Raw genomic sequence first — 13,906 nt, 5'->3', positions numbered from 1 at the left:
GCATCCGGGCTGATGCGGTTCGGCTTTCGTCGGGACGACGCCAAGCAGACGTCCAAAACCCCTCGATCCCCGCTTGCCGCCGGCAAAATTCGAGGCTATGTCCTCTCCCTCACGCTCCCTTCGTCTAGCGGTTAGGACGCGGCCCTCTCAAGGCTGAAACAGGGGTTCGATTCCCCTAGGGAGCGCCATTTCTCCTGCCAGACCGGGCACTTCGAAAACCGGCCATTTCCGCTTGTAGCCCCCACCGGCGTGCGCAGTTCGCACGGCTCGGCGCGGGCGCTCTCCTAAGCGATCGTGCCGTCGATCGAGCGGCGGATCACCCGCTGTACTTCTGCATTCGACAGAAACAGATCGTGGTTGATGATGCCCCAGCCCTCCTGCGAAGCATCGACCACGCGCACACCGAGCTGCGCGATGACGGCTTTCTCGGCGGCGCCGACCCTGGTCATTCCACCTGCAATCTGTCCCGACAGCGCCAGGGCGCGATCGTTCGTGGAGGCGATCACGGTGATCTTGCCGGCAAGCGGACCGATGCGGTGGATCGCAGACGAGAACACGTCCATGTCGATATCGGGCGCGGCAAACACCACCGCGCCGATCTTGCTCGTCACTGTGTCGCCGTATCGCGCATAGAGCTGACGCAGGCTTTCGAGCGACAGCATGGTTCCCATGCTGTGCGCAACGATGTTCACGCGGCCGGTGCCTGGCGCCGACACGAGTGCGGAGAGCACGCGCTCAAACTCGTCGCGGGACCACATCGCACTGTCGCGGTCATAGGCATAGTCGAACAGTCCTGCCTTGGAAGGCCAGGAGAACACCATGGTCCGGCCGCGGAACTTGATCCCGTCGGAGAGATGGGCGCCATCGAGCACCGCCGTCTCGAACGTCTGCTTGAAGCCGTGCACATAGATCAGCACGTCTCCTCCGCCGGCCTGCGCGACGAGATCGCCGGCGTCGGCCGACACCGGTTCGACCCGGTCAAGGCGCCAATCGCCAATTCCAACCGAGGCGAGAGAAAGACGGCTCTCATCCGGCGCCCCCAGCTTCGCCCGCGCGACTGTCATGGTCGTCGCGCGCTCCGGGCCGAACCAGGGCTTCGTGCGACCGCCGTTCACCGGCTTGCGCGTGGTGGTGACGAGCAATGTGGGGTCAAGGGATAGCGATGACGCGTCGAAACGCGCGCCGGTCGCACCCAAGCCGGCGCATCCGCCGAGCGCGAGGGCGGTCCCTGCCGACATAAATCCGCCGAGGAGAGCGCGGCGCGAAATAGAATGACAGGGGTCGCGTTGCAGAAGAGGCCGAGCGATCACACGAAACCTTTGGGAACTTTTGTCCACCGTAGCGCCCCGCTACATCCCTGAATGACAATGGGGGCGAGAAGACGGCGGAGCTGCTTCGCGGTCCATTGCTTGGTCTTGGGTCAATCACCTCCGCGGGGCGGGCTAGAGTTAAGGTGACGGTGCACAGAACTCGTGCCGCCTTGTAAGCCGCGATCTTCTTGATCTGTGCTGCCTGTCGGGCAACACAGCCGAAGTCCGTCAACCCCTCCTCACAAAAATATTCCACTTTACCGAAATTCGGAAATATCGTATGTGTCGGCCATCCCAGCCCACAAAAGGGGCGGTCGTACGTCGTCACGAACGCGGGTTGGGAGTTGCGGTGGACGCGGGCGGCGTTAAAGGCGGGTGAGTGGCGTGCAGGGCGAGATGAACCTCGTGAGCATGTCACGAACCGCATCGACGGACGGCGCCGAAGCCCTGCGAAGCCTCTTGGCGAAGCAGGGTCAGCTCGCGTACGGCGAAACCGTGTGGTCCTGGCCGTCGTTGCTACGGTCAAGCCTTTGCGAAGGCGTCAGCGCGTCAACCGGCGCGGTGCCGTGCATTTCGCGGAGGTGACGGAGGCAAGAAGGAACTCGTCTCCGGGGAGAGCGCGGCATAGGCCGTCAAACCATCGCGCAGGGAAGGCCTGGTCTCGGCTGCCCTGTGTCTCCCCTGTGCATTGCGTGTGCAATCAGTTCGCATGGGGGTTTTTATGGGTGCCAGCCGGCGCCCGGTCTTCCCTGCGCCCTTTCTTGGAGGGCGTGAAGCGAGAAGCATAGCTCGGGCAAACCTGCCGCGAGACTGCGAGCGCGTGTCCGCGCCCCGCATGCAAATTGCACCCCCCCCTTTCGAGCCTTCCTTGCGAGCATGATGCGTCGGCATCGGTGGAGGTGGTCGTCCCTCCCGGAATCTGCCTTGATGCGAAATCAGCGTGAGGGAGCGACAATATGAGCGGCTTGGTGATCTCTGGCGGTCGGGTGGTGGATCCCGCCAGCGGAATGGACGCGGTTGGCGATGTGGCGGTGGTGGACGGCAGGATCGCCGCGGTCGGCGCCTCGCTCGGCAGCGCGGAGCGGGTGATCGACGCGACCGGCCTCGTGGTCGCGCCCGGCTTCATCGACCTTCATGCGCATGGCCAGTCGCTCCCCGCCGATCGCATGCAGGCATTCGACGGCGTCACGACGACGCTCGATCTCGAAGCGGGTGTGCTGCCGGTCGGCTCCTGGTATGAGCGCCAGGCGCGGAAGGGGCGCGTGCTGAACTACGGCGCCGCCACCAACTGGGCTTTTGCGCGCATCGGTGCAATGACGGGCTCCAATGCGGAGAGCTCGCTGGAGGCGTTCGGCAACGCCATGCGCGATCGCCGCTGGATGGACAACGTCGCGAGCGATGCGGAGGTATCGGGCATTCTGGAGCGCCTTTCGCGCGGTCTGAACGAGGGCGGCATCGGCATCGGCATCTTGAACGCGTATGCGCCGGGCGCCGGCGTGCAGGAGCTGACCGCGGTCTGCCAGCTCGCGGCCGCGCAGGACGTGCCGACCTTCACCCATGTCGCCTACATGTCGCGCGTTGATCCCGAGAGCGCGGCGGAAGCCTATATCCGCCTGATCGGTTATGCCGGCGCCACCGGTGCGCACATGCACATCTGCCATTTCAACTCGTCGAGCAAGACCGACGTCGAGCGCTGCCGCGTGCTGATCGCGAAAGCGCAGGCGCAGGGCCTGCCCATCACCGTCGAGGCCTATCCCTACGGCACCGGCTCGACCGTGCTGGCCGCTGCCTTCTTCAGCGACCCCGAATTCGTCGAGCGCAACGGCACCGGCTACGATTCCGTGCAGCGGGTCACCGACGGCCATCGCTTCAGCGATCGCGAGGAGCTCTTGAAGGCGCAGGCCGAAGAGCCATCGTCGCTGGTGCTGTGGCACATCCTCGACACCGAGAACAATGCGCATCACCGCGACCTGCTCGACATGTCGGTGCTCTATCCCGGCGGCGCGATCGCCTCCGACGCGATGCCGTGGACGACGTCGGACGGCAAGACATACACCGGCGATGCCTGGCCGCTGCCGGATGACGCCACCTCGCATCCGCGCTCGGCCGGCTGCTTCACGAAATTCATCCGCGAATGGGTACGCGAGCGCAAGACCGTGTCGTTGCTCGAAGGCGTGCGCAAATGCGCGCTGATCCCGGCGGAAATCCTGTCGCAGAGCACGCCCGCGATGCGCGCCAAGGGAAGGCTCGCGAAGGACGCCGATGCCGACATCGTCGTGTTCGACTACGAGAAGCTCTCGGACCGCGCGACCTTCACGGCGATGAACCGCCCGTCCGAAGGCGTGCGGCACCTCGTGGTCAGCGGCCAACCACTGATCACAGATGGTGTGCTGGATGTGGCGGCGCGGCCCGGCCGTCCGGTGCGCCGCCCTGTCGTCGGGGGCTGAGACATGCCGGTTCCCATTCTCCTGGTGACGGGCTTTCTGGGGGCCGGCAAGACCACTGTCGTCAACCATCTGCTGGCGCATGCGGAGGGGCGGCGAATCGCCGCTGTGGTCAACGATTTCGGCGCGATCAACATCGATGCCGAGCTGATCGCGGGCGCGAGCGACGGCGTGGTCAGCCTCGCCAATGGCTGCATCTGCTGCTCGCTCGAAGGCGACCTGCTGCACACGCTCGCGACGCTGCTGCGGCGTGATCCGAAGCCGGAATACATCGTCATCGAGACCAGCGGCGTCGCCGATCCCGCCGACATCGTCCGTAACCTGATGGATCCCGTGATCGTGCGCGAGGCGCCGCTGGAAACGGTGCTCTGCGTGATGGACGCGGCGACACCGCCGGCTGCCCTGGACGATGCGCTGCACCGTTCGCAATTGCGCGTCGCCGATATCGTGGCTCTGAGCAAGCTGGATCTGGCCGACGAGGGCGCGGGCTCCCGCATGCGCGAGGCCATCCGCGCGCAACGCGTTCCTGCCGTGGTGGTCGATGCGCCGCACGGCGAGATTCCTTCCGCGCTGCTGTTTCCCGCAACTGTCGATCGCGCGCCGCCGCTACGCGAGCCCGGACCGAAACGTCCCGCAGAGCAACGCTTCGAAACCCTGAGCTGGACCTCGGACCGCCCGATCTCGCTGCCCCGCCTGCAGCAGGCGATCGGCCGGCTTGCGCCAAAACTCGCGCGGGCAAAAGGCCTGTTCGAGACCGTCGAGCAGCCCGGGCGCCAGATGGTGTTTCAATTCGCCGCCGGCCGCGCCACGCTCGCCCCTGGCGAAGTGCCGATGTCGGGCGCGCCGCGTGCGCGGATCGTCTTCATCGCCGAGCTCGGCGTGCTCTCAAAGGCGGAGCTCGACGGGATCATGGAGACCTGTGTTGCCGATCGGTGAAGCTATCACCTCAAGCGAATTGCGCGAGGCGAGCACGGTGATCTGGCAGGACCGCTAAGGTGTCAGCAGAACGCGAGCGCGTTGACGGCCCTCGTCGTCGCAATCCCGTTCTCGTTGCCGACGAACTGGCAGACGGCGGATTCGAGCTCACCCGGCTGGTTGCCTCGTGCCACCGCCAGCAGTCGCATCAATTCCGTTTCGTCCTGCGACAGGCGCCGGCACGACGGCGGCATGAAGCACAATTGGCAGGGCCGGCCGCTGCGCAGAATTCTGACCAGCGCGGCAACGCGTGCGACCAGCAGCGGGCTGTCGGCGATGCCAGGCGCCTCGTCGGCAAAGCGATAGGCCGCCTCCCAGCAATCGGACGCGCCGGTCGCATAGGCGGCAGCGATGAACCGCAACAGCGAAAGCGTGACGCGGCCAAAATCATCGTAGCTCTCGACATTAGGCCGCGTCGCAAGCGCGGCCTGGAGCGGACAGAGCCGCGCCTGGCCGGCTTCCGTGACGGGCACAAAGCCGCAACTATCATGCATCATGCGCGATCCCGGTCAGTGCAAGGTGGGGCTTCCGACCAGCCAGCTCTTCATCGCCATCGTCCGGTCATGGTCGAAAGACGGAACGTGCCGGTCGGGCAGGATGAGACCCGCCATGCGGAAGATCGTTGCAAGCCCCCGCACCGGCGCGAGAGCCCAATCGGCGCCGACCGGCGGCAGCCAGCATTCGAACTGCTCGCGCGCGATATCGTCGCGCTCTTTCTGCGCGGCGGCGATCGCCCGCAACATGCCGTGCTCGCTGTCGGACATGCGCGGGCAGGTCGGGCAGTGCACCGCGATGGCCGTATGCGCCGTGCAGGCAAAGATCTCGATGATGCATTCCAGCGAAGGCACGGCGTCGCCCACGCGAAAGTGGTCGTAGACTTGGTGGATATCGGCCGCGGTCGGAACAGCGCTTCCGCTGCGCGCCTTGGCCCGAAACCCCCAGATGAAGAGCCGCTCCGCCGCGCTCAGCGCCGGAAGCTCGAGGGACCCTGTCGATGTCGATTGATGCATTGAACCTCTGGCCTCTGGCTGCGCCTACGCCCCGACCGGCGCTGATGATCTGCACCGATCGTTCCGTCAGAGCCCCCTGCAAGTCAACGCTCGGAGGGGCGATGTCGAGGTCTTCTAGTTTTGAAGAGTTCGCATCTCGGATGCAGCCAGCCTCGCGAGCTTGCGAGGCCGTCCGCAGCATGCCGGTAGGATCCTACGGAGTTTTGCGGGTGGTGGGGAACCCGAATGCTTAAAGCTTTGCTAAGGGGCGCGGGATAAACTGGCATATCAGCCCTTCCAATTCTTGCGAGCTCCGATGTTTTTCTCCCGCATCAGTTTCAAGCTGGTCCTGATTGTCGGCATCAGCCTCCTTGGCATGATCGCGCTGGCGCCGATCGCGCTATCGACCCTGCGCGCGCAGATGATCGCGGACCGTGAGGCCAAGACGCAGCACATGGTCGACGTCGGCTACGGCATCCTGGCGCACTACCAGAAGCTCGAGAGCGAAGGAAAACTCCCACGCGAGCAGGCCCAGGCCGGCGCGATCGCGGAGATCAAGAGCCTGCGCTACGACAAGGTCGAGTATTTCTGGCTCAATGACATGACCCCCAAGATGGTCATGCACCCGATCAAGCCCGAGCTCGACGGCAAGGATCTCTCCGGGATGAAGGATCCATCCGGCAACGCGCTGTTCGTCGGCTTCGTTGACGTCGTCAAAAAGCAGGGCGCGGGCTTCTACAGCTACCTCTGGCCGAAGCCCGGCTTCGACCAGCCGGTCGGGAAAATCTCCTATGTGAAGGGCTTCGCGCCCTGGGGCTGGATCATCGGCACCGGTATCTATCTCGACGACGTCGACGCCGTCTTCCGCCAGAATGCGATGACCTTCGCCCTGGTGTGCCTGGCCGTGTTCGTGCTCGTGCTCGGCGCCTCCTTCGTGATCGGCCGCAGCGTGACCCGGCCGCTGGCGAAGATCACCGCGCTCACCGAGCGCCTCGCCTCCGGCGACAGCGCGTTCGACGTGCCCCATACCGACCGTCGCGACGAGATCGGCGGGCTCGCCAAGGCGCTCGCCGTGTTCAAGGACAATGCGTCGGCGGTCGGCCGGATGCACGCCGAACAGCAGGAGACGAAGCAGAAGGCCGACGAGGAGAAGCGCAAGACGATGACCGACCTCGCCGGTAAGTTCGAGGCGAACGTTCAGGCCGTCGTCCGCGACGTCTTCAACGAGGCGCGCGCGATGCAGCAGGCCGCGCAGGGTATGTCCGAGATCGCCGACAAGGCGACCGACCGTGCTAGCTTCGTCGCCACCGCCTGTCAGCAGGCTTCGAGCAACGTGCAGACGGTGGCCTCCGCCGCTGCGCAGCTGTCGTCCTCGATCACCGAGATCAGCCAGCGCGTCGCGCAGGCTGCAAGCGTGGCCGACAAGGCCGCCGCCGACGGCCAGCGCACCAACGACACCGTGCAGGGACTGGCCGCCGCCGCGCACAAGATCGGTGAGGTCATCGACCTCATCAACCAGATCGCCTCGCAGACCAATTTGCTCGCGCTTAACGCCACCATCGAGGCAGCGCGCGCCGGCGAGGCCGGCAAGGGGTTTGCGGTGGTGGCAAGCGAAGTGAAGTCGCTGGCGAGCCAGACCGCGAAGGCGACCGACGAGATCGGCGCGCAGATCACCGCGATCCAGGCCGAGACCAACCAGGTCGTCGGCAACATCGACAGCATCCGCAAGACCATCTTGGAGGTCAACGAGATTTCCTCGTCGATCGCCGCAGCCGTCGAGGAGCAGGGCGCCGCGACCGCGGCGATCGCCCACAGCGTACGCGAGGCTGCCTCCGGCACCGACCAGGTTTCGCAGAACATCTCGGGTGTGACCGACGCGACGGCGGAGACCGGCCAGGCCGCCGGCCTCGTGCTGCAATCGAGTGGCCGGCTGTCGCAGAAGCTGCAATCGCTGGAAGACGAGGTCAGTGCTTTCGTTGCGGGGGTGCGGGCGGCCTAGTATAGCAGGGGATGAATCAGAGTTCTGATCGGCGCGCGCGCATTCTCCTGATCAATCCGAACAGTTCCGTGGCGACCACTGAGATGATGGTCGCCATCGCGAGGTCGACCGTCGTCGACGGCTTCGACATCGACGGCGCGACCGCAACGCGCGCGCCGCAAATGATCGTGACGCCGGATGCGCTGGATGCAGCTTCCGCCGAAGTTCTGGAGATATCGCAGTCGAACCGGCATGCATGCGACGGTATCATCGTCGCGGCGTTCGGCGATCCCGGATTGGCCGGCATCAAGGCCGCGATGAAACTGCCCGCGGTCGGCATCGGTGAGTCCTCGATGGTGGCAGCCGCCGAGAACGGCCGCCGCTTCGGCGTGGCGACCACGACGCCGCTGTTGGAAGCGAAGATCGACGCTCGGCCGGAAGCGCTGGGTCTGCGATCGTATTACACCGGCGTCCGCTTCGCGGAGGGCGATCCGCAGGAGCTGATGCGCGATCCGGCGCGGCTGCGAACAGCGCTCGCGGGCGCGGTCGAGGCCTGCATCGCGCAGGATGGCGCGGAGGCGGTCATCATCGGCGGCGGGCCGCTGGGCGAAGTCGCGCGCGAGCTTCAGCCGATCTTCACCGTGCCGGTCATCGCGCCGATCCCGTCTGCCGTGGCGCGGATTATTCGCCTCATCACGGCACGCGCGACCGACTGAAATTCCGGCCGGCGGGAACGGTCGTCGGGACCGGCGTTCTTGCCCTTGACGGCCTCGGTTAAAGTGACGAAGCAGAACAATCGGACCGGCCGACCCGCGCTTGGGCACGCGGGCATGGAGACGCTGCATGTCGTTCAAGAAGCTCCTGATCGCCAATCGCGGCGAGATCGCCATCCGCATCGCGCGCGCCGCAGCCGATTCCGGCCTCGCGACGGTCGCGATCCATCCCGCGGACGATGCGCTGTCGCTGCATGTGCGCCTTGCCGATGAGGCGGTCGAAATCCCCGGCCGCGGCGCGCGGGCCTATCTCGACATTGAGGCCGTGGTGAAGGCGGCGAGGAGCGCAGGCTGCGACGCCGTGCACCCCGGCTACGGCTTCCTCAGCGAGAACGCTGCGTTCGCGAAGGCCTGCGTCGATGCAGGCATCGCCTTCGTCGGGCCGAAGCCGGCGGCGCTCGAACTGTTCGGCGACAAGGTTGCGGCACGGCAACTGGCAAAGCGCTGCGGCGTGCCAATCATCGCCGGCACCAGCGGGCCCTCCTCGCTGGAGGACATCACGGCGTTCTTCACCTCGCTCGGCAGCAAGCCGGCGATCGTGATCAAGGCGATGGCCGGCGGCGGCGGGCGCGGCATGCGCGTGGTCGAGCGCGCTGCCGATCTCGCGGAGGCCTATGCGCGTTGCCAGTCCGAGGCCAAGGCCGCGTTCGGCTTCGACGGCGTCTATGCCGAGCGGTTGATCCGGCAGGCGCGCCATATCGAGGTGCAGATCATCGGCGATCGCCACGGCGCGATCTCCCACCTCTGGGAACGCGAATGCACCATTCAGCGCCGGCACCAGAAGCTGATCGAGGTGGCGCCGAGCCCGTCGCTCAGCGACGGCTTGCGTGGCCGTATCAGCGAGGCGGCGAAGCAACTCGCCGTGGCCGCGTCTTACGACAATCTCGGCACGTTCGAGTTCTTGGTCGACGGCACTGCCGACGACAGTTTTGCCTTCATCGAGGCCAACCCGCGGCTCCAGGTCGAGCACACCGTAACGGAAGAGGTGCTCGGCCTCGATCTCGTCCGCGCCCAGCTCGCGGTCGCCGCCGGTGCCTCGCTTGCGTCGCTCGGCCTGGCGCAAGGCTCGATCCCGAAACCGCGCGGCTATGCCATGCAGTTGCGTGTCAACATGGAGACGCTGGACGAGCTGGGGGCGACGCACCCGACCGGCGGCGTGCTTGCCGTGTTCGAGCCGCCGTCGGGCCCCGGCGTCCGCGTCGATAGTTTCGGTTACGCCGGCTACAAGACCAGTGCCGCCTTCGACTCGCTGCTGGCAAAGGTCATCGTTCATACGCCGGGTGAAGCCTGGCACGACGTTGTCTCCAAAGCCGCGCGCGCCTTGCGCGAGTTTCGAATTGACGGCGTCGTCACCAACATCGCTTTCCTCCAGGCCGTGCTGGCGCATCCCGATTTCAGGGCTAACCGCATCGCGACAGACTTCATCGATCGCAACATCGGCAAGCTCGTCGAAGCCGCCGATGGCGCGGCCAAACCACTCTATTTTGCGGCGACGGAGCGAAGCGGCGGTCCCGGCATCGAGGCGCATACCGCACAGATCGTGCCCGAAGGCACGGTGATGGTCGCAGCACCCTTGCAGGGAACCATCGTCACCATCCAGGTGAAGGAAGGCGAGATCGTGCGTCCGGGCCAGCAGCTCGCCGTGATCGAATCCATGAAAATGGAACATCTGGTCATGGCCGAGCAGGGCGGCCGTGTCATGAAGCTACTCGCCGGCGACGGTGTCACGTTGATGCATGGCGAGCCGATCATGTATCTGCAGCCGCTCGAGGTTGCGGCTGATGCGTCTGCAACGGAAACCGATATCGATCTCGACCACATCCGTCCCGATCTCGCCGAACTGATCGCGCGCCAGGCCAACACGCTCGACGAAAATCGCCCTGCTTCGGTCGAGCGCCGCCGCAACACCAATCAGCGCACCGCGCGCGAGAATGTCGCGCAGCTCGTCGACGACGGCTCGTTCATGGAGTATGGCAGCCTTGCGATCGCGGCGCAGCGGCGCCGGCGCAAGCTCGACGATCTCGTCAAGAACACGCCGGCCGACGGCCTCGTCATGGGCGTCGCGACCGTCAACGCCGAGAAGTTCGGGCCCGAGGGCGGGCGCTGCATCGTCGTGGCCTACGACTACACCGTGCTCGCGGGCACGCAGGGCCACATGAACCACAAGAAGATCGACCGCATGCTGACGCTCGCGGAAGACTGGCGCGTGCCCCTGGTGTTCTATGCCGAAGGCGGCGGCGGCCGGCCTGGCGATACCGACCGGCTCGGCATGACCGGGCTCGATGGTCCGTCCTTCGTGCAGTTCGCCAGACTCTCGGGTCTTGTGCCGGTCATCGGCGTGGTCTCCGGCTATTGCTTCGCCGGCAATGCCGCGATGCTCGGCTGCTGCGATGTCATCATCGCCGCCAAAAATGCCTCGATCGGCATGGGTGGCCCCGCGATGATCGAGGGCGGCGGGCTCGGCGTCTATCACCCGGCCGAGGTCGGTCCTGTTACGTTCCAGTCGCCGAACGGCGTCATCGACATCCTCGTCGAGGACGAAGAGGAGGCGACATCCGTTGCGCAAAAATACCTGTCCTATTTCCAGGGCGAGGTGACGGACTGGCAGGCCGCCGACCAGCGGCTGCTGCGCCGCGCGATCCCCGAGAACCGCCTGCGCGTCTACGACATCCGCAGCGTGATCGACCTCGTCGCGGACAAGGACAGCGTGCTGGAGCTGCGCCGCGACTACGGCGTCGGCATGATCACCGCGTTGATCCGCATCGAGGGGAAGCCGTTCGGCCTGATCGCCAACAATCCGCGCCATCTCGGCGGTGCGATCGACGCCGATGCCGGCGACAAGGCCGCGCGCTTCCTCCAGCTCTGCGACGCCTTCGATCTGCCGATCGTCTCGCTGTGCGACACGCCCGGCTTCATGGTCGGCCCGGAAGCCGAGAAGACGGCGATCGTGCGCCACGTCTCGCGCATGTTCGTGACAGGCGCGAGCCTGACAGTGCCGCTGTTCGGCATCGTCCTGCGCAAGGGCTATGGGCTCGGGGCGCAGTCGATGATCGGCGGCGGCTTCCACGCCTCGTTCTTCACCGCGGCCTGGCCGACCGGCGAGTTCGGTGGCATGGGCCTGGAGGGATACGTCCGCCTCGGCTTCCGCAAGGAAATGGAGGCGATCGCCGACCCCGTCGAGCGTGAGACCTATTATCGCAACAAGGTCGCCGAGCTCTACGCCAACGGCAAGGCGGTCTCGATCGCCTCCGTGTTCGAGATCGACAACGTCATCGATCCCGCCGAGACGCGGCGGTGGATCATGGCAGGCCTGCGGTCGGTGCCGAAGCCGCCGACGCGGACGGCGAAGAAGCGACCCTGCATCGATACGTGGTGAGGGCGGTGCAGCAATTATGATTGCGCTTCGCCGCGTTCCCGGTTCCCGATTGACATCCCCGCCTGCGCTGCCAGACTTTGCACAATAATACAGGGTGGAGACGTCCGCGATGGCCAGCCTTTCGGCCTCGAACCATGTCGCCCGTGTCTTGTCCGTCGCCAATCAGGTTGCAGACCGCTTGGCCGACGTCGATGCCTCTTCGCGCATTGCCAATTCCTGGCGGCGCTGCCTGGTCAGCCACAAGCTCGATCCCGCCCGCCAAGGCCCGCCGCAGACGCTGACCGAAGCCGAGATCCGGCATGTCGCCGAGCCGATGGAAGAGACGATCCGGCTTGCAACACCGGAGCTCGACGATCTCGCCCGGGTACTCCGCGATGCCGGTTATTGCGTCAACCTGGCGGACGTGAACGCAACCATGCTGTTCAGCCGCCTGCCCGGCGAGGCCGACGCAAGACTGTTCATGGACTGGAAGATCTACACCGGCTCGAATTTTTCCGAGGCCTTTGAAGGCACCAATGGGCTCGGCACCGCGCTTGCCGAGCAAAAGCCGATCCTGGTGCATCGCGACGAGCACTTTCGCGCGCAGTGGCACATGTTTTCCTGCGCCGTGACGCCGCTGTTCGACCAGGCCGGACGGCTCGCAGGCGCCGTGAACATCACCTCCTGCCGCGAGGACCTCGAACGCACCGCGCATCAGCTCGCGCTGGCGGTGACGATGGAGGCAACGCGGCGCATGGAGGGCGCGATCTTCCGCGGTCATTTCCGCAACGCCTGGATCGCGACCGTGCCGGGCGATGGCGGCAGCGGCCTGCTCGCCTATGACGACGATCGCCGCATCGTCGGCGCCTGCCGTTCGGCGCGCGCACTGCTGGGTCTCACCGACGGCTTGATCGCCTCCGGCATCGATCTGTCGCGCTATGTCAAATTCGACCATCCCGCCGCGCGCGACGCGGACGATCTCGTCGAGCTGCGCCGGGGCGATGGCAGTCCGTTGGGGCATGGCCATGTCGCGCCGCCGCTGCGGCCACGGGCGTCCACGCAGCGTCGTGACGTTCCTGTGGACCCCTTCGATGCGCTGCAGCGCCTCGCTGGCCGCGATCCAGGACTGATCAAGAGTGTAAAGCGGCTCAGACGCATCGGCGATCACAATCTGCCGGTGCTGCTGCATGGCGAGACCGGCGTCGGCAAGGATGTGTTCGCCCGTGCCATCCACGCGGCCGGCAATCGCGCGCGCCACAACTATGTCGCGCTGAACTGCGCTGCGATGCCGGACAGCCTGATCGATGCCGAGCTGTTCGGTTACGAGGCCGGCGCCTTCACCGGCGCGCGCCGCGACGGCTCGAAAGGCCTGATCGTGCAGGCCGACGGCGGCACGCTGTTCCTCGACGAGATCGGCGACATGCCGATTGCGCTGCAGACGCGGCTGCTACGGGTGCTGGAGAACCGCGAAGTCTGGCCGCTCGGCGCGCTGAAGCCCGTGCCGGTCGACATTCGCCTGATCAGCGCCACGCATCGCGATCTCGGCCGCATGGCCGAGGAGGGCGCCTTCCGCACCGACCTCTATTTTCGTCTCCGCGGCATGGAGGTGCGGCTGCCGGCCTTGCGCGAGCGCGCCGACCGCGACGACGTCATCCGCCAGATTGCGCGCGAGGAAGCGCCGAACTGTTCCCTCTCGGACGAGGCCTGGGCGCAGCTCTCGGCCTATCCCTATCCCGGCAACATGCGCCAGCTCCGGCACGTGCTGCGGCTCGCCGGCTGCACGGCGGAAGACGGTGTCATCACCGATGCCGACCTCGATTTGCCGCCGTTTGGTGGAAGGGCGGAGCCGGATCTCGCGGCGGCGGAGCGCGCCACGATCGTGGAGGCGTTGCGCGAGCATGGTGGTCGTGTGATCGAAGCGGCGCGCGCGCTGAAGCTCAGCCGCGCGACGCTCTATCGCAAGATCAAGCAGTTGAAGATAGAGACAGCGCAGTAGCACTCAGCTGCATGCGGCGAGCTTTCTTCCCCTCTCCCCCTGCGGGAGAGGGTGGCTCGCCGCGACAGCGGCGAGACGGGTGAGGG

Annotated in this window: 9 protein-coding genes and 1 tRNA gene; 7 read left to right on the top strand and 3 right to left on the bottom strand. The window is 66.1% G+C overall.

The window, feature by feature from the left end; all coding sequences use genetic code 11:
* Positions 1 to 113 precede the first annotated feature (113 nt).
* Positions 114 to 188 (top strand) — tRNA-Glu (locus BRA1253DRAFT_RS17960).
* A 96-nt stretch (positions 189 to 284) separates the two neighbouring features.
* Here BRA1253DRAFT_RS17960 and BRA1253DRAFT_RS17955 read toward each other — a convergent pair.
* Positions 285 to 1,238, bottom strand: coding sequence for an alpha/beta hydrolase (locus tag BRA1253DRAFT_RS17955; protein ID WP_007596595.1), 954 nt, complete (start codon positions 1,236 to 1,238; stop codon positions 285 to 287).
* Positions 1,239 to 2,266: 1,028 nt separating this feature from the next.
* On the opposite strand from BRA1253DRAFT_RS17955, the gene BRA1253DRAFT_RS17945 reads away from it, so the two are divergent.
* Positions 2,267 to 3,757, top strand: a complete 1,491-nt coding sequence (locus tag BRA1253DRAFT_RS17945; RefSeq protein WP_007596594.1) for an amidohydrolase family protein — start codon at positions 2,267 to 2,269, stop codon at positions 3,755 to 3,757.
* A gap of 3 nt (positions 3,758 to 3,760) precedes the next feature.
* Entirely contained in the window at positions 3,761 to 4,690 is a 930-nt protein-coding gene (locus tag BRA1253DRAFT_RS17940) for a GTP-binding protein (protein WP_007596592.1), read from the top strand.
* A gap of 62 nt (positions 4,691 to 4,752) precedes the next feature.
* On the opposite strand, the gene BRA1253DRAFT_RS17935 is transcribed toward BRA1253DRAFT_RS17940, so the two are convergent.
* The gene (locus tag BRA1253DRAFT_RS17935) at positions 4,753 to 5,226 is read right to left on the bottom strand and encodes a hypothetical protein (RefSeq protein WP_007596590.1); all 474 of its coding nucleotides are present in this window, start codon (positions 5,224 to 5,226) and stop codon (positions 4,753 to 4,755) included.
* 12 nt (positions 5,227 to 5,238) lie between these two features.
* On the bottom strand, positions 5,239 to 5,739 hold the full coding sequence (locus BRA1253DRAFT_RS17930) for a hypothetical protein (protein ID WP_007596585.1): 501 nt from the start codon (positions 5,737 to 5,739) through the stop codon (positions 5,239 to 5,241).
* A 295-nt stretch (positions 5,740 to 6,034) separates the two neighbouring features.
* On the opposite strand from BRA1253DRAFT_RS17930, the gene BRA1253DRAFT_RS17925 reads away from it, so the two are divergent.
* The 4 genes from BRA1253DRAFT_RS17925 to BRA1253DRAFT_RS17910 all read left to right on the top strand — a co-directional run bounded on the left by BRA1253DRAFT_RS17925 (position 6,035) and on the right by BRA1253DRAFT_RS17910 (position 13,820).
* A complete protein-coding gene (locus BRA1253DRAFT_RS17925; protein WP_007596584.1) occupies positions 6,035 to 7,717 on the top strand; it encodes a methyl-accepting chemotaxis protein in 1,683 nt (560 codons plus the stop codon).
* An 11-nt stretch (positions 7,718 to 7,728) separates the two neighbouring features.
* Positions 7,729 to 8,412 carry an aspartate/glutamate racemase family protein gene (locus tag BRA1253DRAFT_RS17920; protein WP_007596583.1) on the top strand — a complete coding sequence of 228 codons (684 nt, stop codon included), beginning with the start codon at positions 7,729 to 7,731 and terminating at the stop codon, positions 8,410 to 8,412.
* A 127-nt stretch (positions 8,413 to 8,539) separates the two neighbouring features.
* Entirely contained in the window at positions 8,540 to 11,845 is a 3,306-nt protein-coding gene (locus BRA1253DRAFT_RS17915; RefSeq protein WP_007596577.1) for a carboxyl transferase domain-containing protein, read from the top strand.
* 109 nt (positions 11,846 to 11,954) lie between these two features.
* A complete protein-coding gene (locus tag BRA1253DRAFT_RS17910) occupies positions 11,955 to 13,820 on the top strand; it encodes a sigma-54-dependent Fis family transcriptional regulator (protein WP_007596575.1) in 1,866 nt (621 codons plus the stop codon).
* The last annotated feature ends 86 nt before the right edge of the window (positions 13,821 to 13,906 follow it).

This window comes from Bradyrhizobium sp. WSM1253 (genome assembly GCF_000244935.1).
Taxonomy (GTDB): domain Bacteria; phylum Pseudomonadota; class Alphaproteobacteria; order Rhizobiales; family Xanthobacteraceae; genus Bradyrhizobium; species Bradyrhizobium canariense.
The sequence above is the reverse complement of the archived record's forward strand: the minus strand, read 5'-3'. Positions and strand labels throughout refer to the sequence as shown.